The organism is Rhodococcus sp. LB1, assembly GCF_001583455.1.
Lineage (GTDB): Bacteria > Actinomycetota > Actinomycetes > Mycobacteriales > Mycobacteriaceae > Rhodococcus_F > Rhodococcus_F opacus.
Window position 1 is genome coordinate 1 of the sequence record NZ_LTCZ01000335.1, and the last position, 26,457, is coordinate 26,457.

Annotated in this window: 24 protein-coding genes; 13 read left to right on the plus strand and 11 right to left on the minus strand. The window is 67.5% G+C overall.

Translation table 11 applies throughout. The features are described 5' to 3' along the window. Window positions 1–1,047: GAF domain-containing protein (locus AZG88_RS34360; RefSeq protein ID WP_061700343.1), on the minus strand; the 1,047-nt coding region annotated here is incomplete at its 3' end. Window positions 1,048–1,701: 654 nt separating this feature from the next. On the opposite strand from AZG88_RS34360, the gene AZG88_RS34370 reads away from it, so the two are divergent. Both AZG88_RS34370 and pth read left to right on the plus strand, forming a co-directional pair. Then, window positions 1,702–2,328 carry a 50S ribosomal protein L25/general stress protein Ctc gene (locus AZG88_RS34370; RefSeq protein WP_005238772.1) on the plus strand — a complete coding sequence of 209 codons (627 nt, stop codon included), beginning with the start codon at window positions 1,702–1,704 and terminating at the stop codon, window positions 2,326–2,328. A gap of 107 nt (window positions 2,329–2,435) precedes the next feature. After that, window positions 2,436–3,008, plus strand: a complete 573-nt coding sequence (gene pth / locus AZG88_RS34375) for an aminoacyl-tRNA hydrolase (RefSeq protein WP_005238771.1) — start codon at window positions 2,436–2,438, stop codon at window positions 3,006–3,008. Window positions 3,009–3,074: 66 nt separating this feature from the next. Here the strand turns inward: pth and AZG88_RS34380 are convergent, their stop codons facing one another. Then, window positions 3,075–4,706, minus strand: a complete 1,632-nt coding sequence (locus AZG88_RS34380; RefSeq protein WP_025432121.1) for a fatty acyl-AMP ligase — start codon at window positions 4,704–4,706, stop codon at window positions 3,075–3,077. Window positions 4,707–4,918: 212 nt separating this feature from the next. Between AZG88_RS34380 and AZG88_RS34385 the strand changes: the two genes are divergently transcribed. Further along, window positions 4,919–6,622, plus strand: coding sequence for a peptide chain release factor 3 (locus tag AZG88_RS34385; protein WP_005238769.1), 1,704 nt, complete (start codon window positions 4,919–4,921; stop codon window positions 6,620–6,622). A 76-nt stretch (window positions 6,623–6,698) separates the two neighbouring features. Here AZG88_RS34385 and AZG88_RS34390 read toward each other — a convergent pair whose 3' ends face one another. Continuing rightward, the gene (locus AZG88_RS34390) at window positions 6,699–7,604 is read right to left on the minus strand and encodes a 5-dehydro-4-deoxyglucarate dehydratase (RefSeq protein WP_005238768.1); all 906 of its coding nucleotides are present in this window, start codon (window positions 7,602–7,604) and stop codon (window positions 6,699–6,701) included. Window positions 7,605–7,658: 54 nt separating this feature from the next. Further along, entirely contained in the window at window positions 7,659–8,738 is a 1,080-nt protein-coding gene (locus tag AZG88_RS34395) for an ABC transporter ATP-binding protein (protein WP_061700344.1), read from the minus strand. Window positions 8,739–8,910: 172 nt separating this feature from the next. Here AZG88_RS34395 and AZG88_RS34400 point away from each other — a divergent pair, with 172 nt between their 5' ends. Next, complete coding sequence (locus AZG88_RS34400) at window positions 8,911–9,735, plus strand: NAD-dependent epimerase/dehydratase family protein (protein ID WP_061700345.1); 825 nt, start codon at window positions 8,911–8,913, stop codon at window positions 9,733–9,735. Between the two features lie 46 nt (window positions 9,736–9,781). Here the strand turns inward: AZG88_RS34400 and AZG88_RS34405 are convergent, their stop codons facing one another. Next, complete coding sequence (locus AZG88_RS34405; protein ID WP_061042744.1) at window positions 9,782–10,963, minus strand: hypothetical protein; 1,182 nt, start codon at window positions 10,961–10,963, stop codon at window positions 9,782–9,784. Window positions 10,964–11,019: 56 nt separating this feature from the next. Here AZG88_RS34405 and AZG88_RS34410 point away from each other — a divergent pair, with 56 nt between their 5' ends. The 7 genes from AZG88_RS34410 (at window position 11,020) to AZG88_RS34440 (ending at window position 18,295) form a co-directional block, all read left to right on the plus strand. Next, a complete protein-coding gene (locus AZG88_RS34410; RefSeq protein WP_061042743.1) occupies window positions 11,020–12,105 on the plus strand; it encodes a hypothetical protein in 1,086 nt (361 codons plus the stop codon). Window positions 12,106–12,373: 268 nt separating this feature from the next. Continuing rightward, window positions 12,374–13,333: a carbohydrate ABC transporter permease gene (locus tag AZG88_RS34415; RefSeq protein WP_005238763.1), complete on the plus strand. Its 960-nt coding sequence runs from the start codon at window positions 12,374–12,376 to the stop codon at window positions 13,331–13,333. Window positions 13,334–13,338: 5 nt separating this feature from the next. After that, a complete protein-coding gene (locus AZG88_RS34420) occupies window positions 13,339–14,220 on the plus strand; it encodes a carbohydrate ABC transporter permease (protein ID WP_025432120.1) in 882 nt (293 codons plus the stop codon). A 26-nt stretch (window positions 14,221–14,246) separates the two neighbouring features. After that, complete coding sequence (locus AZG88_RS34425; RefSeq protein ID WP_037179041.1) at window positions 14,247–15,569, plus strand: ABC transporter substrate-binding protein; 1,323 nt, start codon at window positions 14,247–14,249, stop codon at window positions 15,567–15,569. A gap of 27 nt (window positions 15,570–15,596) precedes the next feature. Next, window positions 15,597–16,757, plus strand: coding sequence for an enolase C-terminal domain-like protein (locus AZG88_RS34430; RefSeq protein ID WP_061700346.1), 1,161 nt, complete (start codon window positions 15,597–15,599; stop codon window positions 16,755–16,757). A gap of 72 nt (window positions 16,758–16,829) precedes the next feature. Continuing rightward, window positions 16,830–17,627 carry an IclR family transcriptional regulator gene (locus AZG88_RS34435; protein ID WP_005238759.1) on the plus strand — a complete coding sequence of 266 codons (798 nt, stop codon included), beginning with the start codon at window positions 16,830–16,832 and terminating at the stop codon, window positions 17,625–17,627. Window positions 17,628–17,782: 155 nt separating this feature from the next. Further along, window positions 17,783–18,295, plus strand: a complete 513-nt coding sequence (locus AZG88_RS34440) for a hypothetical protein (RefSeq protein WP_061042741.1) — start codon at window positions 17,783–17,785, stop codon at window positions 18,293–18,295. A 19-nt stretch (window positions 18,296–18,314) separates the two neighbouring features. Here AZG88_RS34440 and AZG88_RS34445 read toward each other — a convergent pair whose 3' ends face one another. The 3 genes from AZG88_RS34445 to AZG88_RS34455 are packed head-to-tail and all read right to left on the minus strand — an operon-like array spanning window position 18,315 to window position 19,956. After that, window positions 18,315–18,992, minus strand: a complete 678-nt coding sequence (locus tag AZG88_RS34445; protein WP_061042740.1) for a pyridoxine/pyridoxamine 5'-phosphate oxidase — start codon at window positions 18,990–18,992, stop codon at window positions 18,315–18,317. Window positions 18,993–19,019: 27 nt separating this feature from the next. Beyond that, window positions 19,020–19,433 carry a VOC family protein gene (locus tag AZG88_RS34450; RefSeq protein WP_061042747.1) on the minus strand — a complete coding sequence of 138 codons (414 nt, stop codon included), beginning with the start codon at window positions 19,431–19,433 and terminating at the stop codon, window positions 19,020–19,022. Between the two features lie 46 nt (window positions 19,434–19,479). Further along, window positions 19,480–19,956: a nuclear transport factor 2 family protein gene (locus AZG88_RS34455; protein WP_009478940.1), complete on the minus strand. Its 477-nt coding sequence runs from the start codon at window positions 19,954–19,956 to the stop codon at window positions 19,480–19,482. Between the two features lie 429 nt (window positions 19,957–20,385). On the opposite strand from AZG88_RS34455, the gene AZG88_RS34460 reads away from it, so the two are divergent. Further along, window positions 20,386–21,882: an acetyl-CoA acetyltransferase gene (locus tag AZG88_RS34460; RefSeq protein ID WP_061700347.1), complete on the plus strand. Its 1,497-nt coding sequence runs from the start codon at window positions 20,386–20,388 to the stop codon at window positions 21,880–21,882. Window positions 21,883–21,893: 11 nt separating this feature from the next. Here the strand turns inward: AZG88_RS34460 and AZG88_RS34465 are convergent, their stop codons facing one another. Further along, window positions 21,894–22,454, minus strand: a complete 561-nt coding sequence (locus AZG88_RS34465) for a PadR family transcriptional regulator (RefSeq protein WP_061042738.1) — start codon at window positions 22,452–22,454, stop codon at window positions 21,894–21,896. 52 nt (window positions 22,455–22,506) lie between these two features. Between AZG88_RS34465 and AZG88_RS34470 the strand changes: the two genes are divergently transcribed. Next, complete coding sequence (locus AZG88_RS34470; RefSeq protein WP_061700348.1) at window positions 22,507–23,685, plus strand: FAD-dependent oxidoreductase; 1,179 nt, start codon at window positions 22,507–22,509, stop codon at window positions 23,683–23,685. Window positions 23,686–23,698: 13 nt separating this feature from the next. On the opposite strand, the gene AZG88_RS34475 is transcribed toward AZG88_RS34470, so the two are convergent. Both AZG88_RS34475 and AZG88_RS34480 read right to left on the minus strand, forming a co-directional pair. Continuing rightward, complete coding sequence (locus AZG88_RS34475; protein ID WP_061700349.1) at window positions 23,699–25,483, minus strand: ABC-F family ATP-binding cassette domain-containing protein; 1,785 nt, start codon at window positions 25,481–25,483, stop codon at window positions 23,699–23,701. Next, complete coding sequence (locus tag AZG88_RS34480; protein ID WP_005238750.1) at window positions 25,483–26,418, minus strand: 4-(cytidine 5'-diphospho)-2-C-methyl-D-erythritol kinase; 936 nt, start codon at window positions 26,416–26,418, stop codon at window positions 25,483–25,485. The genes AZG88_RS34475 and AZG88_RS34480 overlap by 1 nt, the downstream gene beginning before the upstream one ends. Window positions 26,419–26,457: the final 39 nt, after the last annotated feature.

Below are 26,457 nucleotides of genomic sequence, written 5' to 3' on the forward strand. Positions count from 1 at the left end.
CCGGGGCGAGAGCGCCCGTGTCCAGTTGACGTCGCCCCGGACCGTCACGTGCGGCGCATCACCGAGGTCGAGTTCCAGTTCGATGGCCGCCCCGTCGACGCGCCTGCGCACCAGCCAGCCGTCGCCGAGCGGTTCGGGCACGCACAGCCCGAGCCCCGGGACGAGCAGTGGCCGGTCCAGGCTCGGCGGCGCGACCCGCTCCGGCGCCGCGATGCCACTCGCCTCCGCGACCCACCCGTGCTTGTCGACGACCAGCGCCGGACCGCCGGCCGACGCGAGCAACGGTGCCGCCCGGCCGCGCAACTTGTCCAGTTGCGCCGTGTGCTCACGCCACAGTGTCGCCTCGGCCAGACGCACGGCGGTGCGGACGAGCGCGACCGTGGTCGGGTGAATCGACATCGCCGACCCACTGATGTCGACGACGCCGAGGATCTCCCCGGTGCGCGGATCGTGCACCGGCGACCCGGTACACGACCAGCCGTGATGCGAGGGCGCATAGTGCTCGGCCGAGAACAGTTGCACTGCAGCATCTTCGATCAGTGCCGTGCCGATCGCGTTGGTCCCGACCGCCTGCTCCGCCCAGCGCGCACCCTCCGTGAACCCGAGGGCGTCGGCCGCCTTCCGGACCCCGCGGGATCCTTCCCGCCACAACAGGACACCGTCGGCGTCGGCGATGACCACGATGAAGTTCGCATCGTCGGCGACCTGCGTCAACGTGCTGCGCAGTTCCGGGAGCACCGTGCGCAGCGCCGTCCGGGTACGCCGCGCCTCGATCTCGGAGAAGTCGGCGGGCTCCACCTCCGCGCAGTGGTCCGGGCTCACACCGCCCGCCTGCAGTCGGGACCACGACCGCGCCACCACGTCCCGGGGCAGCACGGGCGGCTGCTGCCCGGACAGCACGGCGTCGTGCACCCGGCTGAGCAGCCGAGCATGTCGCGGCAGATCCACACCGGTTGCCACTGCGGTCAGCCGGTCGGCGGTCGGACGTTCAGCGCTCACAACGCCGAGGCTACCCCCGGCGTTGTGAGCCACACCACTGTCCGTCATCGGATCGGCTGCACTCCTTCCTGCTGGGCCTTGATCCGGACGGCCGGACACTTCGAGCAGTGCCGCGATTGACCGGCGACGACGACGTGCCGTGGGTGCACCGCGCGGATGGAGCCGTCGTCGCGGGCAACGGTCACGGTCACTCACCGGTGGCGTCGTCATAGCTGCCGCGGGTGAACTCGGTTCCATCCACATATTGAGTTCCATTGCGTCGGCGTAGAACTCGAACCACTTCGCGAGCTGTCCTTGGGGGTGAACACCGGCCAGTGGTCGGGGAAGTTCAGGTACGGCAGGTGGTCGCACCAGACCAGGTCCAGGCGCGCCACTCGCCGCCGTCGGGAATCGAGAAGTTCGACACCTCGGGGATACGGGCCACAGGGACGGGCGGCAGGGTCGCGCCGGATTGCACCGGCCTCACCTCGTCGTCGCGCAGCCCGCCCGACGACACCCGATTAGCAGGTCAGCGGGCCATCCGGTAGAGTTCCATAAGTTGTCTCGGCGAGGGTGAACCAGAAGTTCCAAATAGCTGGCTCACCGTGATCGACGCGGCGACGGCTCTGCTCGAGCGTTTCGCTCCTGGCCGTCGCGTGTTCGTCCCTCGTCGACTCGAACCGCCCGCCAGTTACCACCGTGAGTTGTAGGAGCCGTTTCACCATGTCTGACGAAAATCGCCTCGTAGCCGCCGTGCGCACCGAGTTCGGCAAGGGTGCCGCCCGCCGCGCGCGCCGCGACGGCCAGGTCCCCGCGGTCCTGTACGGCCACGGTGAGGACCCCCGCCACCTGAACGTCCCCTCCCGCGACTTCGCCGCCATCCTGCGCGCGCACGGCACCAACGCCATCCTGACCCTCGACATCGAGGGCAAGGAGCAGGTCGCGCTCACCAAGTCGGTCGTGGTTCACCCGATCCGCAACTACATCGAGCACGCCGACCTCCTCGTCATCAAGAAGGGCGAGAAGGTCACCGTCGACGTTCCCGTCGTCGTCACCGGTGAGGCCGCTGCCGGCACCCTGGTCGCGCAGGACGCCGCCACCATCTCCCTCGAGGCGGACGCGCTGCACATCCCCGAGCAGATCGAGGTCTCGGTCGAGGGCCTCGAGGTCGGTACCCAGATCCTGGCAAACCAGCTCGAGCTGCCCAAGGGTTCCACCCTGCAGGCCGACGAGGAACTGCTCATCGTCAACGTCGTCGCAGCCCCGACCGCTGCCGACCTCGAAGAGGAGACCGGCGAAGCCGCGGCCGAGCCCGCCGAGGCTCCGGCCGAAGAGGGCGCCGAGAGCTGATCCTCTCGCAACCGCACTGATGTCGGCGGCGCGTCGTCCCGGATTGTCCGGGGTGACGCGCCGCTGTCGTCTGACACGACCCCCTCACGCATGGAAGGACCCTGTCGGTGAGTGAAGACACCGCCCTGGTGGTGGGTCTGGGCAACCCCGGACCGCAATACGAGAAGACCCGGCACAACGTCGGCTTCATGGTGGCCGGCGTGCTGTCCGCTCGCATGGGTGGCAAGTTCAGCGCGCACAAGAAGAGCGGCGCCGAGATCGTTCAGGGTCGACTCGAGGGCCGTCCGACGATCCTCGCCAAACCGCGGTCGTTCATGAACCTGTCCGGTTCCGCCGTCGCCGGGCTGGCCCGGTTCTTCTCCGTCGATCCGGGCAACATCGTGGTCATCCACGACGAACTCGACCTCGATTTCGGGACCATTCGCCTCAAGCAGGGCGGCGGTGAGGGCGGGCACAACGGCCTGCGGTCCATCTCGAGCGCACTCGGCACCAAGGACTATCTGCGCACCCGCGTCGGGATCGGCCGTCCCCCCGGACGGATGGATCCGGCGTCGTACGTGTTGAAGCCGTTCTCCTCGGTGGAACGCAAGGAACTCGACCTCGTCTGCGAGGAATCCGCCGACGCCGTCGAGCTGGTCCTGCGCGTCGGGCTCGAGGCTGCGCAGAACCGCCTGCATTAGGCGCTTCGCGCCCGTGAGTGGTTAACGAGTCTCTGGACTCTCCAACCACGCACGGGCGCGGAGCGCCTAGTGGACCAGATTCGCCGACGTGGCGCGGCGGAGTTTGCCCGACGACGTCTTGGGGATGCTGCCGGGCCCGAGGACCGCGACCGTGCGCGGTCGCACGCCGACCTCGGAGAACACGGCATGCACGACCTCGTGCTCGATGCGCTTGACCACTTCGGGGTCCTGATAGTCGTTGGTCTCCACCGCGACTGCGAAACTTTCCCGCTTCTGCCCCGCGTCGAGGCGGACGGCCACGGCGTTGCCGGGACGCACTCCGGCGACGGTGCCGGCGGCCCGCTCGATGTCCGTCGGGTAGATGTTGCGGCCACCCATGATGATGACGTCCTTGACGCGGCCGCACACGACGACGAGGCCCTCTTCGGTGAAGTAGCCGACGTCGCCGGTGTTCAGCCAGCCGTCCGCGTCCTGTGCGGGCTTGTGACCGTCGACCGTGATGTATCCGGGGGTGACCGCCTTGCCACGGACCTCGATGATGCCGACACCGCGGGTCGGGAGCAGCTCCCCTTCGCTGTCGACGACGCGTCCCTCCAGGTTCGGCACCATCTTTCCGAGGGTGGCGAGGGCACGCGCGTTCGGCTTGCTCGACGGGACGGCGCGCTGCATCGCCTCGAGGAGATCCGGGTCGACGAGGTCGAGGACCTGGCCCTGATCCGGATCCGGGATGGAGACGGCGAGGGTGGTCTCGGCCATGCCGTAGACGGGGGCGAGTGCGGACGGGTTCAGGCCGAAGCGGGCGCCCGCCTCGGCGAGCTTGGTCATCGTCTCGGGGTCGACGGGCTCGGCGCCGTTCCACATGTACCGGACGGTGCTGAGGTCGACGGCGCCGTCCTCCGCCTGCTTGAGGCGGCGGGCGAGCAGCGAGTACGCGAAGTTGGGGGCGGCCGTCACGGTGCCTTTGTACTTCCCCATCAGTTCCGCCCACAGCAGCGGCGTGCGGAGGAAGTCCATCGGGGTGATGCTCACGACCTCCGCGCCGACCTGCATCGGCACGCTCAGGAACCCGACCATCCCCATGTCGTGGAACAGGGGCAGCCAGCTGATCATCACGTCGTCCTCGATGGAGAACTTGATGCGGTCGATCATGGCGTAGGCGTTGGTGTAGAAGTTCTCGTGCGTGATCTGCACGGCCTTGGGGGAACCGGTGGAACCGGACGTGAGCTGCTGCAGCGCGATGTCGCTCTCGAACGTCTCGACCGGGTCGATCTCCGTGCCCTCGTTCAGCTCGGCCACCGTGACCACGGTGATGCCGCGCTCCTCCAGCAGCGGCTTGGCGGCGTCGAACGGCGCACCGAGGATGACGGCCTTCGCCTGAATCATGTTGATGACGGTCTCGGTGTCCTTGGCCCACACGGCCAGGTCGGTGCGCGGCGTCGGCTGATGCAACATGGTGACGGACGCGCCTCGCATCCAGGTGCCCTGGCAGGAGGGTGCGATGTCGACGGGCTGACCGGCGAGGATGCCGATGGCGTCGCCGTGTCCGATACCCGCTTCGGCGAGCGCGCCCGCCATGCGGCGCGCGGCCTTGTGGATCTCGCCCCACGGCTGCCGCAGCGGCGCGTCGGGCTCACCCGTGTTGAGTCCACGGGTGCTGCTCGCCGCGGTCGCGTACATCTCGTCGGTGAACTTGCTCACAGTCTTCCTCCTGCACATACGGGTGTCCGAACGCAGAAACGGTGAACTCCGGAGCGCCCCGACGACTCACCCATATAAATCCCTCACCGGCCTCCGATCGTTACTCCTCCCTGGATGTGACTGTGCTGCGCGTTCGTGTTCGGCACCCGAGTAACCTGGTATGCGGCCACACGGCCTTCCTGCACGCATCACGTCCCCCGAGAGGTTCTTCGTTGACTACCCCGTCCGACTCGGCCGACACCATTCCAGCCGAGGCGGCGCCTGTCGCCACGTCCGGCTCACCGGAGGGGAAATCCGAGAAGGGTGTCCGTGCGGAGGCGTCGCGTCGCCGCACGTTCGCCGTGATCTCGCATCCCGACGCCGGTAAGTCGACGCTGACGGAGGCTCTCGCGCTCCATGCGAAGGTCATCTCCGAAGCGGGCGCGGTCCACGGCAAGGCGGGCCGCAAGTCGACGGTGTCCGACTGGATGGAGATGGAGAAGGCCCGCGGCATCTCGGTCAGCTCCACCGCCCTGCAGTTCAACTACCGCTCCACCGAGGCGTCGGCGGACGAGCCCGTCGACAACGTGATCAACCTGGTGGACACTCCCGGTCACTCCGACTTCTCGGAGGACACGTACCGCGTTCTGACCGCGGTCGACGCCGCCGTCATGCTGATCGACGCCGCGAAGGGCCTCGAACCGCAGACGCTGAAGCTGTTCCAGGTGTGCCGTCACCGCGGAATCCCGGTGATCACCGTCATCAACAAATGGGACCGGCCGGGCCAGACGCCGCTCGAGCTTCTCGACGAGATCCAGGAACGCATCGGGCTCACCCCCACTCCCCTGTACTGGCCCGTCGGCATCGCCGGCGACTTCCGGGGCCTGCTGCGGCGCGGCGAGGACGGTGCTCCGCGGGAGTACATCCGCTTCACGCGTACCGCGGGTGGCGCGAAGATCGCCCCCGAAGAGGTCATGGATGCCGACGCCGCCCTCGCGAAGGAGGGCTCCGAATGGGAGACCGCCGCGGAGGAGAGCGAGCTGCTGTCGGCCACCGGTCAGGATCACGACCAGGAGCTGTTCCTCGGCGGCCAGACGTCGCCGGTGATCTTCGCGTCGGCGATGCTCAACTTCGGTGTCCGCCAGATCCTCGACACGCTGGTCGAGCTGGCGCCGCCGCCGCGCGCCCGGGAGGACGTCGGCGGCACCCCCCGCGAGGTCACCGACCCGTTCAGCGCGGTCGTCTTCAAGGTCCAGGCCGGCATGGACACCGCGCACCGCGACCGGCTGGCGTTCATGCGCATCGTGTCGGGTGTGTTCGAGCGCGGCATGGTGGTCACCCACGCCCAGACCGGCAAGCCGTTCACGACGAAGTACGCGCAGACCGTGTTCGGTCGCGAGCGTTCGACCGTGGAGTCGGCGTACCCCGGCGACGTGGTGGGACTCGTCAACGCCACCGCACTCGCCCCCGGCCACACCCTGTTCTTCGAGAAGAAGGTGGAGTTCCCGCCGATCCCGTCGTTCGCTCCCGAGCACTTTTCCATCCTGCGGGCCGAGAGCGCCGGCAAGTACAAGCAGTTCCGGCGGGCCGTGGATCAGCTCGACTCCGAGGGTGTCGTGCAGATCCTCCGCAACGACCTCCGCGGCGACGCCTCACCCGTCATGGCCGCGGTCGGACCGATGCAGTTCGAGGTGGTTGCGGCGCGGATGAAGGCCGAGTTCAACGTCGAGGCCCGGATGGAACCGCTGGGCTACGCGTTGGCGCGGCGCACGGACGCCGAGTCGGCCGACGAGCTGAACCGTCAGCGCGGTGTCGAGGTGTTCACCCGCTCGGACGGCGTGATGCTGGCTCTCGTCAGCGACAAGTGGCGCCTGCAGTACATCCAGAAGGAGCTGCCCGACCTCACGCTCGAGCCTCTTGTGGCCGCCGCCGACTAGCGCCCCCAGGCGCTGACCTACGTTCGAAGCCTCGATCCATCGACGGGGTCCGTATCCCGCCGATTGATCGAAGACACTACTGCGCCAGCACCTTCCGTCCCGCCGCCACGATCTGCTCCAATTCGTACCGGTGCTCGGCGCTGGCGTCGACGAGCGGCGCTCGCACCGAGCCGGCGTCGAGGCCGGTGAACGTCACGCCCGCTTTCACCAGAGCGACCGCGTAGCCGGGGGTGGTGTCGCGAAGCCGGACCAGCGGATGGAAGAACTCGCGGTTGAGCGAGTCGACCAGCTCGGTGTCGTCCTCCTCGAGCGCCCGGTAGTAGGCGAGCGACACGTCCGGAGCGAATGCGAACGTCGCGGAGGAATAGAGCGTGACTCCGATGCTCCGGTAGGCCTGCTGCGAGACCTCGGCGGTCGGGAGTCCGTTGAAGAATTGAAATTCTTTGTCGCCGAGAGAATCACGCAGAGTACGCACGATTCGTGACGTCAGGTCGAGGTCACCGACGCCGTCCTTGAACCCGACGACCTTCGGCAGTCGCGCCACCGCGAGAGCACTCTGCTCGGTGAACTGGCCGTTCGCTCGGTGGTACACGATGACCGGGAGGTCACTCGCCTCCGACACCTGCTTCACGTACTCCACCAGGCCCAGGGCCGGCGCGCCGACGAGATAGGGCGGCAGGAGCAGGATGCCGTCCGCTCCCGCATCCTCGGCGATGGCCACGAATTCCTTCGCGACGGGGAGGGCTCCACCGGCACCGGCGAAGACCGGGACACGGCCCTTCGTGGCCGTGACCACCGTTTCCACCACGGTCCGGAACTCGGCCGCGGACAGTGCGTGGAACTCGCCGGTGCCGCACGCGGCGAACACCCCACCCGGTCCGGCCGCGACGCCGGATTCGATGTGCTGTGCCAGTGCGGGAAGGTCGACGTCGCCGTTGCCGTCGAACGGGGTGACAGGAAAGAAGAGAACGCCGTCAAGCATGGTTGCTCCTTGATGATTCTGCGGTCGGGTGTACGTCGGAGAACGGGGTCGCTGCTAGTCGACGAGTCGTTCACCGGTGACGGTGGAGAACAGGTGGGTGCGCTCGGCCGCGTACGACAGCGTGATCACCTCTCCGCGCCTCGGTGGGATGCGACCGTCGGCGCGCACGACGATGGGCTGCCTGCGCCCGTGGATGTCCGCCTGGCCGTACACGTACGCGTCGGCGCCGAGTTCTTCGACGACGTCGATGGTGACGTCGAGTCCGCTGCCGGTGGTGATCACGAGATCCTCCGGACGCACTCCGAGCGTGACCGAGCTTTCACCGATACCGGCAATCGCACCACGCGGAACGGGGACCACGGAACCGCCGAAGCTGACACCGCCGTCGACGAGCGGAAGTTCGAGAAGGTTCATCGCGGGCGAGCCGATGAACCCGGCGACGAAGACGTTGTTCGGGTGCTCGTACATGCGGCGTGGAGTGTCGCACTGCTGGAGCACGCCGTCTTTCAGGACGGCGACGCGGTCGCCCATCGTCATGGCCTCGACCTGATCGTGCGTCACGTACACGGTGGTGGTGGCGAGACGACGCTGCAGCGCCGAGATCTGCGCACGGGTCTGCACGCGCAGTTTGGCATCGAGATTGGACAGAGGCTCGTCCATCAGGAACACCTGTGGCTTGCGAACGATGGCGCGCCCCATGGCCACTCGCTGCCGCTGGCCACCGGACAGGGCCTTGGGTTTGCGGTCGAGAAACTTGGTGAGGTCGAGGATCTTGGCCGCGTCCTGGACGCGTCGTTTGATCTCCGCCTTGTCCTCGCCGGCGATGCGGAGACCGAAGCCCATGTTCTCGCCCACCGTCATGTGCGGGTAGAGAGCGTAGTTCTGGAAGACCATGGCGATGTCACGGTCCTTCGGCTGAAACTCGGTGACATCGTTGCCGCCGATGGCGATCGTGCCCCGGTCCACGTCTTCGAGTCCCGCAAGCATGCGCAGCGACGTCGACTTGCCGCAACCGGACGGTCCGACGAGGACGAGGAACTCGCCGTCCTCTATTTCGAGGTCCAGGTGATCGACCGCGGCCTTGTCGCCGCCGGGGAACAATTTGGTGACGCCGTGGAATGCGACTGTTGCCATGATGGTGGGTGTCCCTTCACCGGCAGGAACGTGCCGGACGATCCGAGTGGGAGTGTGAGTCAGACGATCCGTTCACATACGTGAATCTTCGTCAAGATAGTGACTTCGTTTCGAAGTATGTACTACCGTGATGTGCATTACAAGGCTTACTCCCAGAGAGGTACGAGAAGACATGACCGACACCACCTCGCGTCTGCTGATCACCGGCGCGGCAGGAAACATGGGCAAGATGCTGCGACCCTTGCTCCGCAAACCCGGCCGCACCCTGCGCCTGTTCGACATCGCCGACATCACCGACATCGACCCTGAACACGAGGAGTTCGTCCAGGGTTCGGTCACCGACCGCGCCGCCGTAGCTGCTGCGGTCGACGGCGTCGACGCCGTACTTCACCTGGGCGGACTCAGCACCGAGGACTCGTGGGAGAACATTCTGTCCGTCAACGTGGACGGCACCCAGGCGGTGTTCGAGGCCGCCGTCGCACACGGAGTGACGCGCGTGATCGCAGCGTCGAGCAACCACGCCGTCGGTTTCTGGACACACGCGGAAGCCGGCTCGAACGCGCTGCCCGGCGACGTCCCGCCCCGTCCGGACGGGTTCTACGGCTGGAGCAAGGCAGCGGTCGAGGCGCTCGGCCGGCTGTACCACGATCGCTTCGGCATCGACGTCGTCAACCTGCGGATCGGCTCGAGCTTCGACCGGCCGCCCAACTACCGCGGCCTCGCCTCCTGGATGTCACCGGCCGACACCGCTCGCCTGATCGAAGCCGCACTGTCCGACTCCGCCAAGGGATTTCACACCGTGTGGGGTATCTCGCGGAACACCCGCAGCTGGTGGTCCGCAGCAGAGGGTGCAGCCATCGGATACGAACCTCAGGACGACGCAGAGGTGTTCGCCGACGAGTTCCTGGCCGATCACGAATGGACGTTCGACGATCCGATCCTCCAGCGTGTCGGCGGCGCGTTCTGCGACCACCCGCTCGGACAACGGATGCGCTGACGCCGAGCCGGGGTGGGCACCAGCGACGGTGCCCACCCCGTCCGCGTCAGACGGAGTAGTCGCCGACGATGCGCCCCAACGCGTCGAGTTGCACCTTGTTGACCAACCCGAGGTGATAGAGGTGCAGCTCGTTCGCTCCAGCCGCGACCGTGGCCGCGACATGGCTGCTCACGTCGTCGAGATTCTTCGGCGGCAGCACCGACACGTAGGCGCCGACGTCGACGGCCTCCCCGACGATCGCCCGGGTGCCCTTCGTGACGGCGACGGTTTCGGCCGTCCCCGGCCAGGCCGAGACGAGCACGGCGTCCACGTCTGCCGAAGCTGCCGAGGTCAGCGCGGGCGACGGCCCGGTCTTCCACGGGTTCGGATGGCAGTGCAGCGTGACGCGGGCCGACGGGATCTCGGCGCGTACGGCGCCGAGCACCGCACCCCGGAGAGCATCGGCGTCCGCGTGGCGCACGGACAGCACCGCGTCCGCCTCCGCCTCGCCGAGGATGTCGGTGATCGCGGCGTCCGGAGCGAGCGTCCCCATGGACAGCGCATCCACGCCGGACCGCAGCTTCGCGATCATCTTGTCCGGATCGACGTCCCGCTCCGCCCACAGTGCGCGTTCCCGTTCGGTGCAGCTGATCGACATCAACGTGTCGCCGATGCCCGGAAATGCGCCATCGGTCTTCTCGTGCGGGCCGACATGGGCGATCCCGAGCTGTCCGCATGCTTCGATCGACACACCGTGCAGGTCGACACCGCGCACCGCCTCCGCCGCGAGGGTGCGGGCGTACCGGACGATGTCCGGGTGCCCGGGCGCGAGCGCGTAGGGGTAGCGGTCTCCGAAGCAATTGACGACGGTGGCGTCGGGATGCGCGTGACCCAGAACAGTGCTGTGGGACAGTACGATCCATGCGTTCACGCGAATGCCCGCGTCGATCAGGATGCGAGCCGCATCGGCGAACGCATCCTCGGATCCGCCCCACGTCGCCGCCCTGGCCGTGACCGCGTGCCCGTCCCACGCAGCAGGTCGGATGGGCCGGTACAGCGCGGCGTGATGCGCGTCGACCACTTTGTGGGCGGGATGCAACGGGGTTGCCGCGCGGGTCGAGTGATAGCTGGCGGCGAGTGAGATCTCGGCGACTCCGAGCGCGCGCGCTCGGTCGACGAAGTGCGGATCACCGAGCACGTCCCACGGATACGCGTGCGCGACGATGCGATCGACTGTTCTTCCGGACATGCGGTTCCCCTCAACGGTTCGAGTACAGAGTTCGATAGACAAGACGGAGTTCACACATGGGAACACACCATTCGGCCGACTGTCCACGACCGACCCCGTACGACGCGCGACGCGACGCCGTTCGCGAGGTCCTCGGCGTGACGGACGAATCGGCGGCGGACACACCCGGCGTGACGTACGGCAGGTCGTGGATCCGACACGGCGTCGCCGGTCGCGAACTCACCTGGGCGGCCGGTGACGACGGCCCCGACACCGCGGGCTGGCTCCTCCGCCCCGACCACGGAGGCGAGACCACGGCCCGCCCTGCGGTCCTGCTGATGCACGCACACGACGGCGTCAAGTTCTACGGCAAGGAAAAGGTGGCCGATGGTCCCGGCGGAGCCCCACCGGGTATCCCCGGACTCCGGACCCGCGGTTACGAAGGCAGGTCGGTCGCAACAGGACTCGTGCACGCAGGCTTCGTCGTCCTCGTGCACGACGTGTTCCCCTGGGGCAGCCGGCGGGTGCCCTGGCCGGAACTACCGGACCGAGCCACAGCAGCGGGATACGCCGCCTTCCCACCCGGTCCGGACACCCCCGGGATCCGTCGGCGCCGATACGACGCGGCAGCGCGCGAGCACGAACACGGACTCGCCAAAACCGCCGCCCTGACGGGCACCTCGCTCGCCGGAACGGTCGTCGCCGAGGACCTTCGGGCGCTGAACGTGCTCCTCACGACCGACGGTGTCGATCCGAACCGGGTCGCCGCCGCGGGATTCTCGGGCGGCGGCGCGCGCGTCGCACATCTACTGGCGTGTTCGACACGCCTGCGAGCGGGGGTGATCACCGCGATGATGAGCACGTTCGCGGATGTCGCGGACGGCAGAGCAGACGATACGACGTGGCTGATGGTCACTCCGGGCCTGCCGGCGGTGTGCGACTGGCCCGAGATCGCCGCATGCCATGCGCCGCGGCCGCTACTGGTTCAGTTCGCGCTGGACGACTCCCACTTCAGCCGCCAGGGAATGCGCGACTCCGAGGCCGTGCTGCGCCGGGCATACGACGGGTTCGGGGCGCTCACTACGCAGTGGTTCGCAGGCGGACACCGGTTTTCGGCCGAAATGCAGGTCGAGGCCGCCGAGTGGCTCGCCCGCACTGTCTAGGCAAACACCCTTGACAGACCTTGTGACTGCCGTCATAGTAAGTTCAACAATTCACATAGAGGACGTGAGTTCACATACATGAACGCGCGAGCGCAGGCACCGCCCTCGGAACCCTTACGCACACCGGGCACCTCAGGCAGGTCGGACGCCGCGTCGTTCCCATCACCTTCCACGCTGACGAGCCACCTCCGTGATCTCGCCTCAGCAGCAGTAGCCACAATCCCCTGACCCGCCGGCGCAACCGGCACCGAACTTCGGAGCGTGCACCATGGTCACCACCACCTCCCCCAGGCCAGGAGGGCAGTCCGCGCCGGCGGCGCCGGCCTCTCCCGGTCGAACTCGTCGCAGACCGGCATGGCGCAGAGCCTCTGCCCCCTACATCCTGATCGCACCGGTGGTCATCCTGCTGGCCGTCTTCATCTTCTACCCGGTCGGTAGCGTCTTCTACTACAGCCTGCAGTACTACAACCCGACGACGCCGTGGGACAACGGCTTCGCCGGCCTCGACAACTTCCGGCTGATGTTCGCCGACTCCCTCTTCTGGACCAGCCTCGTCACCACCGCGAAGTGGGTCGGATTCCAGGTCGTGTTCCAGTTGATCCTCGGACTCGGACTGGCCTTGCTGGTCAACGAGGTGTTCCGGGGCCGCGGCCTGGCACGCGCCCTCGTGTTCTCCCCCTGGGCGGTGTCCGGCGTCCTCACCACCGGCATCTGGCTGCTGATCTACAACCCGTCGACCGGTCTCTTCAAGCTTCTCGGCAACATGGGAATCGGTGACGGCACTGCCGCTCCCATCGCCGATCCGGACACCGCGTTCTGGGCAACGGGCGTCGCGGAGCTGTGGCGTGGTGTGCCGTTCTTCGCCATTCTCATCCTGGCCGAGCTGCAGAGCGCCCCCAAGGACCTGTACGAGGCGGCCAACGTGGACGGCGCCAACCGCTGGCAGCGGTTCCGCTTCGTCACCCTCCCGCACCTGAAGGCCGTCATCATCCTGTCGACGCTGCTGCGCGGTGTGTGGGAATTCAACAACGTCGATCTGCTGTACACCCTCACGGCGGGTGGCCCGGCCGACGTCACCACGACACTGCCGCTGTACGTCTCACAGCTCGCAACCACCGCCCAGGACTTCGGATACGGCTCGGCACTCACCACGGTCGCATTCGTGATCCTGCTGTTCTGCTCGATCCTCTACTTGCGCCTGAGCAAGTTCAACAGTGAGAAGGTCTGACCGTCGTGACCACCACCACCGATCGTCCCGCCGTTGCGCTGTCCGAACCGGACACCACCGGGAAGCTGCGCGTACACAAGACGAAGCCCCGCATGTTCAGCGTCGGACTGCCGCTCGCGCTGTACCTGCTCTTCACTCTCGTCCCCTTCTACTGGATGATCGTGTTCGCCTTCCGGCCCGCCGGATCGAATTCGATGCTCCCCTGGCCCATCACGTTCGAGCACTTCGACACCGTGTGGAACACCCTCGGCTTCAGCTTCTTCTTCAAGAACAGCCTCATCGTTGCCGCGTTGTCCCTAGTCCTGACCACGTTCGTCGCACTTGCCACCGGATATGCGTTGGCCCGCTTCAAGTTCCGCGCCAAGATCCCGTTGGTGATGGCCCTGCTCTGCAGCCAGTTCGTGCCCGGCGCCATGCTGCTCATCCCCCTGTTCCAGGTGTTCCGCGAGATGAACCTCGTCAACAACCTGACCGGCCTCATCATCGCCGACACCGTGTTCCAGCTTCCACTCGCCGCCATGCTGATGGCAGGTTTCATCGCGCAGATCCCGGTAGAGCTGGAAGAAGCCGCGATGGTCGACGGCTGCTCACGCCTGCGCGCGTTCCGCATCATCATGCTGCCGCTGCTGCGGCCCGGCCTGATCGCCGTCGGATCGTTCGCCTTCATCGGCAGCTGGAACAACTTCCTGTTCGGCCTGATGTTCATCAGCAGCCAGGAGAAGTTCACGCTGCCGGTCGGACTCAGCTACACCATCGGCTCCTACAACGTCGACTTCGGAGTTCTCGCCGCCGGCGGTCTGATCGCCGCGGTGCCGGTCGTCGCCGTCTTCGCCGTCATCCAGAAGTACCTCGTCCAGGGCCTGAGCGCCGGCGCGGTCAAGGGCTGACCATGACTTTCGAAAAGAGGACCCACATGAACCGGCGAACCCTCCTGCGTTCCACCCTGGTAGGCGCGGCGGCCACGCTCGTGCTCGCCTCCTGCAGTTCCGAAACCTCCCTGCCCGACGGAGCACTCGGCGACCCGAACAACGCCCGGCTCACCTTCTGGGACAACAACGCCGGACCGGACCGCACTCCCCTCTACGAAGAGCTCATCCGGCGGTTCGAGGCCGCCAACCCCGGCATCGACATCGAATACGTCGGCCTGCCGTCGGACAGCGCCCAGCAGAAGTACCAGACTGCGCTCGCCGGCGGTTCGGCGCCCGACCTCGGGATAGTCTCGACCGCCTACCTGGCCCCGCTCGTCGCCCAGAACGCCGTCATCTCACTCGACGACTTCGTGGCGGCATCACCGCAGCACGACGAATACGACGCCGGAATTCTCGAGTCGGCACGTGAATCCGGCGGCGGTGAGCACCTGTACGGTCTCCCCTACACCAGCAACAACGCCACCCTCTGGTACCGCGCCGACTGGTTCGCCGAAGCCGGGATCGAACCCCCCGACACGTACGACGAATTCTACGAGGCCGCACAGACTCTGACCGACAAGGACGACGGCCGTTACGGATTCACCATCCGCGGTGGCGCCGGATCGATCTACCCGCTGCTGCAGTACATGTTCGCCAGCACCGGTGTCGAGAGCTTCTTCGAAGACGGCGAGTCGACGCTGAACCGTCCCGAGATGGTCGACGCCATCGCACGGTTCGCGGCGCTCTACGACGTCGACACCCCGACCGCCGACGTCAACAACGGCTTCCCGCAGATGGTCGCCAGCTTCGGCGGCGGTTCGGTGGCCATGATGCAGCACAACCTCGGCTCGCTGAGCAACCACGAGAAGGCTCTCGGCGACAAGGCCGGAGCTGTGGCGCTGCCGCGCAACGAGGACGGAAAGCGCACCGTCATGACGGACCCGTTCCCGTCGTACACGGTGTTCAAGAGCAGCCGGCATCAGGCCGCGGCGTGGAAGTTCGTCGAGTTCATGACGTCCCAGGAATCGCAGGCGTACTGGAACGAGCGCGTCGGGCAGATCCCGGTCAACAAGACTGCGCGCTCGGCTCCCGAGTTCGCGAACATGCCGTCGGTGCAGGCTGCGCTCGCAGCACTGGACGACCCGGCAACCGTACTGGTCACCCCTCCGGACTACCTGCCCGACTTCGGGAAGATCGTTCAGGTGCAGATGCTCGGGCAGTGGCAGAAGGTGCTCATCGGGCAGCTCAGCGCACAGGATTTCGCCGACGACTTCGCCGAGAAACTCGATCGCTCCATGGCCAAGTACATCGCCCGCCAGGGCAAGTAGAAGATTTCGAACAGGAAGCGAATCACCATGTCCAGCGTGATCACAGAAGTCGCCGTGCAGGTTTTCAAGACCGAGGCACGCACCTCGGTCGACTCGTACGGTCATCGCCATCCCGGCCCGTCCGTGCCCGCGACGGGGGCGCTCCTGCGGATCACCGACTCCGACGGCGTCAGCGGCTACGTACTGGGCAAGCCGAACTACCTTCGGCAGGACCAGGTGGAGCAGCACTTCCGGCCCGTCCTGATCGGCTCCGATCCGCTGGCACGCGAGGCGATGGACAAGAAGTTCGCGATTCGTCAGCGCACACGGGCGGTCGAACTTCCCGAGCACAGTTGCAGCTACCTGGACCAGGCATTGTGGGACCTGGCAGGCAACAAGTTCGACACGCCGGTGTGGAAGCTGCTCGGCGGTGCGCGCACCGAGATCAAGGCGTATGCCAGCACCATGTGCGGCGACGACATCGAAGGCGGCCTCGCCACCCCGGAGGACTACGCGAACTTCGCGGTCGCGCTGAAGAGGCAGGGCTACCAGGGCATCAAGCTGCACACCTGGATGCCTCCGCTGCCGGGCTCCCCGAATCTGACCCGGGACATCGACGCGTGTGCCGCCGTGCGTGATGCCGTCGGCGACAACTTTTCGCTGATGCTCGACGGGTACCACTGGTACTCGCGCACCGACGCTCTGAGGCTCGGTCGCGAGCTGGACCGGCTGAAGTTCGATTGGTTCGAGGAGCCGATGGACGAGTTCTCGCTGCGCTCGTACAAGTGGCTCGCCGACCAGATCGACACCCCGGTGATCGGACCCGAGACCACGCCGGGCCGGCACCGATCCCGTGCCGACTGGATTGCGAACGAGGCGTGCGACATCCTGCGGGTCGGGGCCATGAACGGTGGTGGCATCACACCGGCCCTGAAGACGATGCACATGGCCGAGGGCTTCGGACTCGAATGCGAGATCCACGGCAACGGCGCCCCGAACCTCGCGCTCGTCGGAGCCGGCAACAACGTCCAGTGGTACGAGCGCGGTCTGCTGCACCCGCACGTGGATTACGACTGGGTGCCGCCGCACCTGAATTCCATCGTCGACCCCGTCGACGAGAACGGCATGGTGGCGATGCCGCAGAGACCGGGTCTCGGCGAGGACATCGATCTCGACTACATCGCGGCCAACCTCGTCGCGGAGTACTGAATGCGCCACGTCGCCGCCACCGAACACGGGTCAGTAGGTGATATCGCGTTCAGAATGAGAGATAGTGTCTTCATGGTGACAGAAGACATGCGTGGGGCAGCGCCGGAGACCCAGCCGGTCAAATCTGCCGAGCGCACCATCCACATCCTCGAGACGCTCGCCGCATCGCCGACGCGTATGAGCCTCGGCGAGTTGCAGGAAGCGTGCAAGTATCCGCGCTCGAGCCTGCACGCCCTCCTGCGCACGCTCAAGGATCTGCGGTGGATCGAAGCCGACGAGTCCGGGTCGCGCTACGGCATCGGCACCCATGCGCTGCTCGCCGGCACGTCGTATCTCGACAAGGATTCGGTCGTCTCGAGGGCAGCAGCGGTGCTCGAGGCGCTCCGGTCGGAAGTCAGTCATACCGTCCACTTCGCGCGGCGCGACGAGGCCAGCGTCATCTATCTCGCCAGCCGCGGTTCGAAGGTCGAGGTTCGGCGTATGCACCGCGTCGGCCGCAAGCTGCCGTGTCACGTCACCGCGCTCGGGCAGGCCCTGCTCGCCGAGCTCACGACCAGCGAGGTCCGGGAGATGCTGCCGGCGAAACTCGAGCGATTCACCGAGAACTCCATCGTCGACATCGACGACCTCGTCACCGAACTGGGCGAGGTGCGCAACCGCGGGTGGGCCCTGGAACGAGAACAGGGGACGGTCGGCGTGGTGTGTATCGCAACCGTCGTGCCCTACCGAATCCCCGCCACCGACGCCCTCAGCGTGTCCATGCCCGCCGAGGTCGCGTCGTACCCGGGTGAGCTGGAGCGGATCGCCGGCGTGCTCACGAAGCACGCGTCCGCCTGGGCCCGGGAATTGAGGGCCGAGGGGGTGCGATGACGTGACGGCACCGTGCACCCGAGACCGACCGGGGCCGCGCCGTGCGCCGTCGAGGCGTGCGGCCCGCCGGACCCTCCTGGTAGCTTTCAGGTCGAATCGAGCACACTGACGGGCTTTGCGCGGTACCCGTTTGGCCACGAGCAGGAAGCGACACGATGGAGAACGGCATTTCCACCAACGGATCGGGCAGCAACGGCTCCGCCGGCACGAACTCGGCATCGGAGTCCCCTTTCGCTGAACCGAGCACGGGCGGGCTGACCGGCAGCAACGGCAACGGCAACGGCAAGTCCACGACCAGCTCCGCCGAGACGTTCACCTTCCCGCTGCCGACGCGCAGCTCGGGTTCGCACAGCACCGAGGAGCCGGCCGAGGCCTCCGACACGACGGCGTCGCTCGAATCTCGTGGGCGCACCGTCATGCGACGCAACGCGATGGGAGTGGCAGCCGTGCGAGTCGCGGGCCGTCTTGCACACACCGAACTGCTCGAGGAGCACCTCGCGTCGGCGAGCAGTCACTCCGCCGATCCCACCGTGGACGCCGACGAACTGCTGGCGTTGCTCGGCGAGTACCTCGTCGCGGCCGGGTTCGAGCGCCCCGAGATCCATGCCGAGCTGAACGGCCAGTCGATCGTCGTCGACCTGCGCTCGCCGTCCGCGACCGCACGCTGACCCCCGCCGCCGGGCGCCGTCAGGGCCACAGCACCTCGCGGATCCACCGGCCGGACTCGCGGCGGTAGAGCTGGCGCACGTGCCTGCGCCCGGCGTCCGCCTGCCAGAACTCGACACTGTCGGGGACGATGCACCATGCCCGCCACGTTCCGGACACGAAGTCGGGGTCGGCCTCGATGCGGGCCACCGCCGCCGCGACGGCGCGTTCGTATTCGGCGGGATCATCCAGGACCTCGCTCTGACGACTGGCCGCGGCCACGGCCCGCGCGGTGACCGACCGTTCGCGGAAGTCGCGGGCGGAGAGCGCCGGATCGCCCTCGACGACGGAACCGCGCACCCGCACCTGCCGACCCTGTTCTCGCCAGTAGAACGACAGCGCCGCAACGGCATTCGTGGCCAGTTCACGCCCCTTCGGCGAGCGTGTGTCACCCGAGAACCAGAAGCCCTGCTCCGTGACGTCCTTGAGGAGCAGGAAACGTGCGTCCGGGTTGCCGTCGGAATCGACGGTCGACAGCGCGGCGGCGTGCGGTTCCGGAACACCGGCCACCGCGGCCTGCGTGATCCAGTCGAGAAACAGTGTTGTCGGCGACTCCGGAAGCGCGTCGACGGGCGGAGGCGTCTCGCCGCCGAGAGCGGGCAGGGCGCGAATCCACGCGCGGGTGTCCGGAAACGACGAACGGTCGGGTGTGGTCGGCATGTGCCGACAGTAGCCGCGGCCCGGGCTTCAGACCGACGCGGCCGGATCCGTCGGCCCCACCAGCATCCAGCGGTGACCGAACGGATCGATGAGTGTCGCGTTGCGGTGTCCGTGGCCCTCCGAGATCCACCGTTCCACCTTGCCGCCGGCGTCGCGGGCACCCGCCAGGACGGCATCGGGATCGTCGACGGACAACATCAGGCTCACCGACGTCGAACCCGATTCCGGCGCCGTCAGACCCATCTCGGGGAACTCCTCGGCGAGGTAGATCATGCCGCTCGGCAACCGCAGTTCCGCATGACCGACCCGGCCGTCCTCCATGACGATCGGCTCACCCACCACCTCGGCGCCGAACACCTTGGAATACCACTCGATGGCCTCGACACCCCGCCGCACCGTCAGATACGGCAGCGCGCCGGGAACGGGGACTTCCGGAGCCATCGTCACCTCCCAGTGTCCGCGGTGCGTCGAGTCCCAGTGTGCTCCCTCAGGCAGAGGCCGGAGGTTGCAACATCGCCCACTTGTTGGACGTGAGCCGGAAACTCGGGAAATCGGAGAGCGCCGCAACCGATTCCCAGGTGCGTTCGTAACCGGTGTGCGTGATCCGCCAGTTTCCGTCGGGGCACCGAAGATAACGATCGTGATAATAGGCAGACCCGCGCAGCAGCATGCCGTCCTCGGGAATCAGCGTGGTGTCCGCGAGAAACCACACCCCTACCGCGGTGTCACCGGTGACGGTGATCTCGGGCTGGCCGCACTGATGCTCGGTGATGACGTGGGTCCCGAGAGTGTTCTCGAGGAAGGACACGAATGAGTCACGGGAATCGAACGTGAGGTATTCGCTGTACGTCGCCGTGACGTCCGGGACCATCGTGTCGGCGAACTCCACCCACGACTTCGTGTCGAGAGCACGTGAATAACGGTGCTTGAGCTGCTCGATCTGTTTGATTGCTTCGAGATCCATGACCCCCGCCTCCTGTGCAGCGAACATGCAAGCCCTGGACTGCAGATTAGTCGGACAATCTGCAGGTTCGCCTTGGTTTCCCCCGTTTTGCCCAGATCATGCATATTCAGGCCGTGATCCGGGACACGAAAAGGTTACGAAATGACTGCATGGCCTACGCAACAGCACGCTGTTCACACTACCTTAGGCTACCCTCACTCGGCGAGGGCCTGAGCCCGCAGGCTCCCACCGGCCCGAGGGTCCCGCGCCTCAGTCCATCGGCGTTCGAATCCATCTGCTGCACAGCACTTTTAGGCATCTATCCGGGCACCCTCGATCCGAAGGGTCCAATGACGCCGGACGCCGGACGGGATTTCTGTGACCCCGAATCCACAGGTAACCCGCCCGACGCTATCGTGACGCTGACGTGGTCACGTGAGAGGGGAATCCATGGATCCGGCCCGCATACCGGTGATCGTCGGAGTCGGCGACATCCGCTCCGGCCGTGCAGGCGATCCGGCAGCCCCGCGTGAACCGCTCGACCTGATCACCGACGCCGCACGTGCCGCCCTCGCCGACAGCGGCTCCGCGACCCTCGGCTCCCGAATCGACGCAATCCATGCGGTGAAGACCGTCAGCTGGTCGTACGACGACCTCCCCGGACTGCTGGCCGCCCGGTTGAATCTGCCGTCACCACGGTCGAGCACGTCCCCGATCGGCGGCCACTGGCCCGCGGCGCTCCTCGACCGCATCGGCGACGACATCGCCTCGGGCCGGTCGTCGGCAGCGCTCCTCGTCGGCGGTGAGTCGCAGGCGACCATGACGGCGCTGCGCAAGTCGGGCACCGATCCCGCGACGCTGGGCTGGGCGTCGGCGCCGGGCGGTCCTCCCGCGTTCGATCCGGCGGATCTCGGGAGTCCCGCGATGCAGCGCGCGGGCCTGATCGTTCCGACCCGGGTGTATCCGCTGTTCGAGAACCGGGTCGCGCACGAGTCGGGCCTCGGCCCCGACGAGTCGCTGGCGGAGTCGGCCCGGATGTATTCGGCCTTCTCCGAACTGGCGGCGAAGAACCCGGCGTCGTGGACGTCCGAGGTGTATTCCGCCGAGGAGATCGCCACGGTGGGTCCGGGCAACCGGATGGTGTGCGAGCCGTACCCGTTGATGCTCAACGCCATGCCGTTCGTCGATCAGGCCGCCGCGGTGCTGGTGTGCTCCCTGGCCGTCGCGCGCGAACACGGCGTTCCGGAAGACCGCACGGTGTACGTGTGGGGCGGCGCGGGAGCCACCGATCCCGTGGACGTCTTGAGCCGCAACGGTTTCGGCACGTCCACGGCTATGACGGGCGCGGTGCACCGGGCACTGTCGCGGACCTCGATCGACGCCTCGGAACTCGACATCGTCGACGCGTACAGCTGCTTCCCGGTGGTGCCGAAGCTACTGACCCGCACGCTCGGCCTGCCCGCAGGCATCGTGCCGAGCGTGACGGGCGGCCACTCCTTCTTCGGCGGTCCCCTCAACAGCTACACGCTGCACTCGATCGCCGAGGTCACCCGCCGTTTGCGGGAGGGCGCGGGACCGGCGCTGGTCCACGGCAACGGCGGCTATCTGACGTACCAGCACGTCGTGTTGCTGGCGGGCGCCCCGCACCCGGATGGATACGTCGGCGATCCGGAACCGGCGCAACTCGCGTCGGAGGCGCCGGAACTCGTCACCGGCTACGAAGGACGAGCCGACATCGTCACGTCGACGGTGGAGTACGGGCGGGACGGCGCCCCGGCGACCGGCTTCGTCGTCGCGCACACCCCCGACGGCCGGCGTCTGTCCGGACGTACCGGCGCCGAGGAGGCGGTCGCGCTGTCCGCATTCACCGAGACCCCGGCACGGTCGGTGATCGGGCGGACCGTTCACATCACGGACCGCGACGGCATCCTGTCGCTGCGGTTCTGACGGCCGCCGCCCTACCAGCGCAGTTCGCCCTTCGCGACGTCGTCGGCCAGCGACCGGACGTAGTCGAGTTCGGCGACCAGGACCGCCCGCCGGTACTCGTCCTCGACGAGGAACAGTCGCGGAAGAAACGTCCCGGCCTCGGTGAGGCCGGCGTCGAGCCCGGCCAGTTGCTGCTCGAGAACCGCGATCCGCGAACGCAGGGCATCGAGTGCGTCGCCGGAGTCGAGACTCGGCAGGAACGCCAGCGCGGCCGGAAATTCCGGGAATTCGCGCACCGGCTCCGCGACCATCCCCCGCAGCCAGTGGGTCAACGTTGCCGCACCCGTTCCGGTGAGCCGGTACGTCGTGCGTTCGGGGCGATTCTCGGCCCGTTCCGTCGACTCGACCTCGATCAATCCGTCGCGCAGCAGGCGTTCGATCGTCTGGTACACACTGTTGCGCTGCGCGACGTTGACGACCTCGTCCTTGTGCCGCTCCTTGATCAGTTGCTGCATGCGGTAGGCGTGCATCGGCTCTTCCGACAGCATCGACAGCACGGCCATCGCCAGCACGGATCTACGCGGTGAGGACATTCGTCGAGCATATCCGCGACAGTGTGTTAGTCATTTTATGTATAGTAACTTTATGACTAACAAGGTGCTGATCATCGGAGGAGGCATCGCCGGACCGGTCACGGCGATGGCCATGCAACGGGCCGGACTCGACCCTGTGGTGTACGAAGCGCATGACCACGGCGCGGACGGCGTGGGCGCATTCCTGACCCTCGCGACCAACGGTCTGGAGGGACTGCACGTACTGGATCTCGATCGTCAGGTCACCGGACTCGGGATGGACACCCGCCGAATGCGGATCGTCAGCGGAAGCGGGAAACAACTGGCCGAGTTCGACAACGGAGGCCTCACCTCGTTCGGAACGCCGTCCCAGACGCTGCGCCGCGCAGACCTCTACCGCACCCTGCGCGACGAGGCACTGCGACGGGGAGTACGCATCGAATACGGCAAGCAACTCCGGGACGCCCGCCTGGACGGCGATCGGGTCCACGCCGACTTCACGGACGGCACATCGGCCGACGGCGATCTGCTCGTCGGCGCCGACGGGCTCCGGTCACGCACCCGGTCCATCCTCGATCCGCACGCACCCGACCCCCGGTATCTCGGCCTGCTCAACACCGGAGGATTCGCGACCGGCCTCACCCTGGACGGCGAACCCGGCGCGGCCCACTTCCACTTCGGCAAGCGGTGCTTCTTCGGCTACCTCATCCATCCGAGCGGTGACGTCTGGTGGTTCGCCAACCCCGGGCGCCGCACGGAACCGACGGCAGGCGAACTCGCCTCGATCACGCCGGAGCAGCAGCGCACCGAACTGACCGAGCTGTTCTCGCGCGACGCCGGACCCGCCCTGCAGATCATCGACGCCACCGAGCACATCATCCGGAGCTGGAGCACCTACGACCTTCCGACCGTGCCGACGTGGCGCAACGAGCGGATGGTGATCATCGGGGACGCGGCACACGCCACGTCCCCGTCGTCCGGGCAGGGCGCCTCCATGGCCATCGAGGACGCCCTCGTCCTCGCGCGATGCCTGCGGGACAACCGGGACACCGCCGTCGCCCTGGCAGCGTACGAGACCGCACGGCGCACCCGGGTCGAGCGAATCGTCGCCCAGGGCAGACGAAACGGCAGCGGCAAGGCACCCGGACCGGTCGGGCGCGTGATCCGCGACCTGACCCTGCCGACCGTCATGCGGATGGTCGGCCGCCGCGACAGTCTGCGCTGGATGTACGACTACCGGATCGAGTGGTGACCGGGCGGGGTCGCTAATCCAGCTCGGCGGCCAGCTCCATCCACTGTTCCTCGGTGGCTTCCTTCTCCGCGACGACCTGCTTGAGCTCGGTGTCGAGCTTCTGCAGCTTGTCCGGATCGGTGGCCGCCTCCGCCAGCTTCTCGTGCAGCTTCCGTTCCCGGTCGTCCAGCTTCGCCACGGCCCGCTCGAGACGCGACAGTTCCTTGCGCGCGGCGCGTTCGGCGGCCCCGTCCCGCACCTGCTTGGGGGCCGACGCACCGGTTGCCGTCGACGCCACCGACGGTGCGCCGGTGTCGACCATCTTCGCCCGGCGACGCAGGTAGTCCTCGATCCCGCCGGGCAGGTTGGTCAGCTTGCCGTCGCCGAACAACGCCCACGTGGAGTCACAGATGCGTTCGATCAGGTACCGGTCGTGGCTGATGACGACCATCGTGCCCGCCCAGCCGTCGAGAATGTCCTCGAGTTGCTGCAGCGTGTCGATGTCGAGGTCGTTGGTCGGCTCGTCGAGCAACAGCACGTTCGGCTCCGACATCAGCACACGGGTCAGCTGCAGCCGGCGACGCTCGCCACCGGACAGGTCACCGACCGGTGTCCGCTGCCGGGCCGGAGTGAATCCCAGCCGTTCGGCGAGCTGCCCGGCCGATACCTCCTTGTCGCCCAACGTGATCCGCTCGGCCACGTCCTTGACGGCCTCGAGCACCCGCATGTTCGTCGGCAGGTCGTCGAGTTCCTGACGGAGCCAGCCGATGTGCACCGTCTGCCCCTGGATGCGCTTGCCCGACGCCGGCGAGATCTCCCCGGCGAGCGTGCGCAGGAGCGTCGTCTTGCCGGAGCCGTTGACGCCGACCAGGCCGACACGCTCCCCCGGCGCCAACCGCCACGCGAGGTCGTCGACGAGCACCCGGCCGTCCGGCGTCTCCAGGCGCGCATCCTCGAGTTCGATGACGACCTTGCCGAGCCGGCGCTGCGCGAACGACGCCAGCGCAACGTTGTCGCGGGGCGGTGGGACGTCCGCGATCAACGCCTCGGCGGCCTCGATCCGGTACTTCGGCTTGGACGTGCGGGCGGGGGCACCGCGCCGCAGCCAGGCCAATTCCTTGCGGGCGAGGTTGCGGCGACGTTCCTCGGACGCGTCGGCCTGCCGGGAGCGCTCCGCCCGGGCGAAGATCCAGTCGTTGTAGCCGCCCTCGTAGCTTTCGACCTTGCCGCCCACCACTTCCCACGTGCGGTTGGCGACGGTGTCGAGGAACCACCGGTCGTGGGTCACGACCACCAGCGCGCTGCGACGGCTGACGAGATGTTCCGCCAGCCACTGCACACCCTCGACGTCGAGGTGGTTGGTCGGCTCGTCGAGCACCAGCAGGTCGAGGTCCTGGACGAGCGCGGCGGCCAGTGCGACGCGTCGCCGCTCACCACCGGACAGCCCGTCGACCGACACCTCGAGCCCCAGGTTGTCGATGCCGATGCCGGCCAGGATCGACCGGATGCGGGCGTCGCCGGCCCACTCGTGGTCGGCGACCCCGAGCGGTCCGAGCACCACGTCGCCGACGCTGGAACCGGGCGGCAGGACGCCGCGCTGGGTCACGACCGCCATGCGCAGGCCGCCGACCCGGCTGACACGTCCGGAATCGGGCGCCTCCACTCCGGCGAGCACCTCGAGCATGGTCGTCTTGCCACCGCCGTTGAGGCCGACGACGCCGATGCGTTCGCCTTCCTGCACTCCGAGGGATACCGAATCGAGCAGCGGCTTGATGCCGAAGGACTTCGATACCTGCTCGAGATTGATCAGATTCGCCATCAGTGCGATCCCTCCGCCGCGTCGTTGATTATTCGGGCGCCCGGTACGGGTCCGCTGGCGACCCGCACCGTGCGACACACCCCCGCACCTGCGAGTTCTGCGCTGACCCGGACCGCGGCATCCGCTTCAGCACATAGAAAGGCACAGGTCGGGCCCGACCCGGAGACGATGCCGGCCAGTGCGCCCGCCGCGACCCCGGCACGCAGCGTCCGCCGCAGGCCCGGATTCAGCGAGAGCGCGGCCGACTGCAGGTCGTTGCCCAGCAACGGGGCCAGCGTTGCGGCGTCGCCCGTGGTGAGCGCGTGCATCAGGTCTTCGGGTCCGCCGAGTCGCGGCGGATTCCCGTCGGCACGCAGCCGGTCCAGCTCCCGGAACACGGTCGGTGTGCTCAAGCCGCCCTTCGCGAGCGCGAGCACCCAGTGGAACGTGCTGCGGGAGAGCACCGGCAGAAGTCGCTCGCCGCGTCCCGTCCCGACCGCGGTGCCACCGTGGAGGGAGAACGGAACGTCGCTGCCGAGCTTCGCGGCGAACCCGTCGAGTTCCTCCCGCGACAGGTCGAGTTGCCACAGCGCGTTGAGCCCGACCAGCGTCGCCGCGGCGTCCGCGCTGCCGCCGGCCATGCCCCCGGCCACCGGGATGCCCTTGTCGATGGCGATCTCCACGTCCGGGCGCCGCCCCGACTCGGCCGCGAGCATCTCGGCGGCCTGCCACACGAGGTTGCTGCTGTCGGTGGGCACGACGCGGGCGTCCTCGCCGCGGACCGTCACCGACAGCGTCTCCGCGGGGACCACCGACACCGTGTCGCTGAGCGAGAGCGCCTGGAACACCGTGTTCAGCTCGTGATAGCCGTCGTCGCGCAGGTCCCCGACGGCCAGATGCAGATTGACCTTGGACGGGGCCCTGACTACGACGGGGCGAGGAACGACGGAAAGCACAAGGGTAGAGCTTAGGCGCTCCCGGTACGGGTGCGGAAA

Bases quoted from the DNA above. Each gene is read 5' to 3' on its own strand.
- AZG88_RS34370 (WP_005238772.1), top strand. From the start codon at position 1,702: ATGTCTGACGAAAATCGCCTCGTAGCCGCCGTGCGCACCGAGTTCGGC.
- AZG88_RS34390 (WP_005238768.1), bottom strand. From the start codon at position 7,604: ATGCTTGACGGCGTTCTCTTCTTTCCTGTCACCCCGTTCGACGGCAAC.
- AZG88_RS34395 (WP_061700344.1), bottom strand. From the start codon at position 8,738: ATGGCAACAGTCGCATTCCACGGCGTCACCAAATTGTTCCCCGGCGGC.
- AZG88_RS34400 (WP_061700345.1), top strand. From the start codon at position 8,911: ATGACCGACACCACCTCGCGTCTGCTGATCACCGGCGCGGCAGGAAAC.
- AZG88_RS34405 (WP_061042744.1), bottom strand. From the start codon at position 10,963: ATGTCCGGAAGAACAGTCGATCGCATCGTCGCGCACGCGTATCCGTGG.
- AZG88_RS34410 (WP_061042743.1), top strand. From the start codon at position 11,020: ATGGGAACACACCATTCGGCCGACTGTCCACGACCGACCCCGTACGAC.
- AZG88_RS34415 (WP_005238763.1), top strand. From the start codon at position 12,374: ATGGTCACCACCACCTCCCCCAGGCCAGGAGGGCAGTCCGCGCCGGCG.
- AZG88_RS34425 (WP_037179041.1), top strand. From the start codon at position 14,247: ATGAACCGGCGAACCCTCCTGCGTTCCACCCTGGTAGGCGCGGCGGCC.
- AZG88_RS34430 (WP_061700346.1), top strand. From the start codon at position 15,597: ATGTCCAGCGTGATCACAGAAGTCGCCGTGCAGGTTTTCAAGACCGAG.
- AZG88_RS34435 (WP_005238759.1), top strand. From the start codon at position 16,830: ATGGTGACAGAAGACATGCGTGGGGCAGCGCCGGAGACCCAGCCGGTC.
- AZG88_RS34440 (WP_061042741.1), top strand. From the start codon at position 17,783: ATGGAGAACGGCATTTCCACCAACGGATCGGGCAGCAACGGCTCCGCC.
- AZG88_RS34445 (WP_061042740.1), bottom strand. From the start codon at position 18,992: ATGCCGACCACACCCGACCGTTCGTCGTTTCCGGACACCCGCGCGTGG.
- AZG88_RS34450 (WP_061042747.1), bottom strand. From the start codon at position 19,433: ATGGCTCCGGAAGTCCCCGTTCCCGGCGCGCTGCCGTATCTGACGGTG.
- AZG88_RS34455 (WP_009478940.1), bottom strand. From the start codon at position 19,956: ATGGATCTCGAAGCAATCAAACAGATCGAGCAGCTCAAGCACCGTTAT.
- AZG88_RS34460 (WP_061700347.1), top strand. From the start codon at position 20,386: ATGGATCCGGCCCGCATACCGGTGATCGTCGGAGTCGGCGACATCCGC.
- AZG88_RS34465 (WP_061042738.1), bottom strand. From the start codon at position 22,454: ATGTCCTCACCGCGTAGATCCGTGCTGGCGATGGCCGTGCTGTCGATG.
- AZG88_RS34470 (WP_061700348.1), top strand. From the start codon at position 22,507: ATGACTAACAAGGTGCTGATCATCGGAGGAGGCATCGCCGGACCGGTC.
- AZG88_RS34475 (WP_061700349.1), bottom strand. From the start codon at position 25,483: ATGGCGAATCTGATCAATCTCGAGCAGGTATCGAAGTCCTTCGGCATC.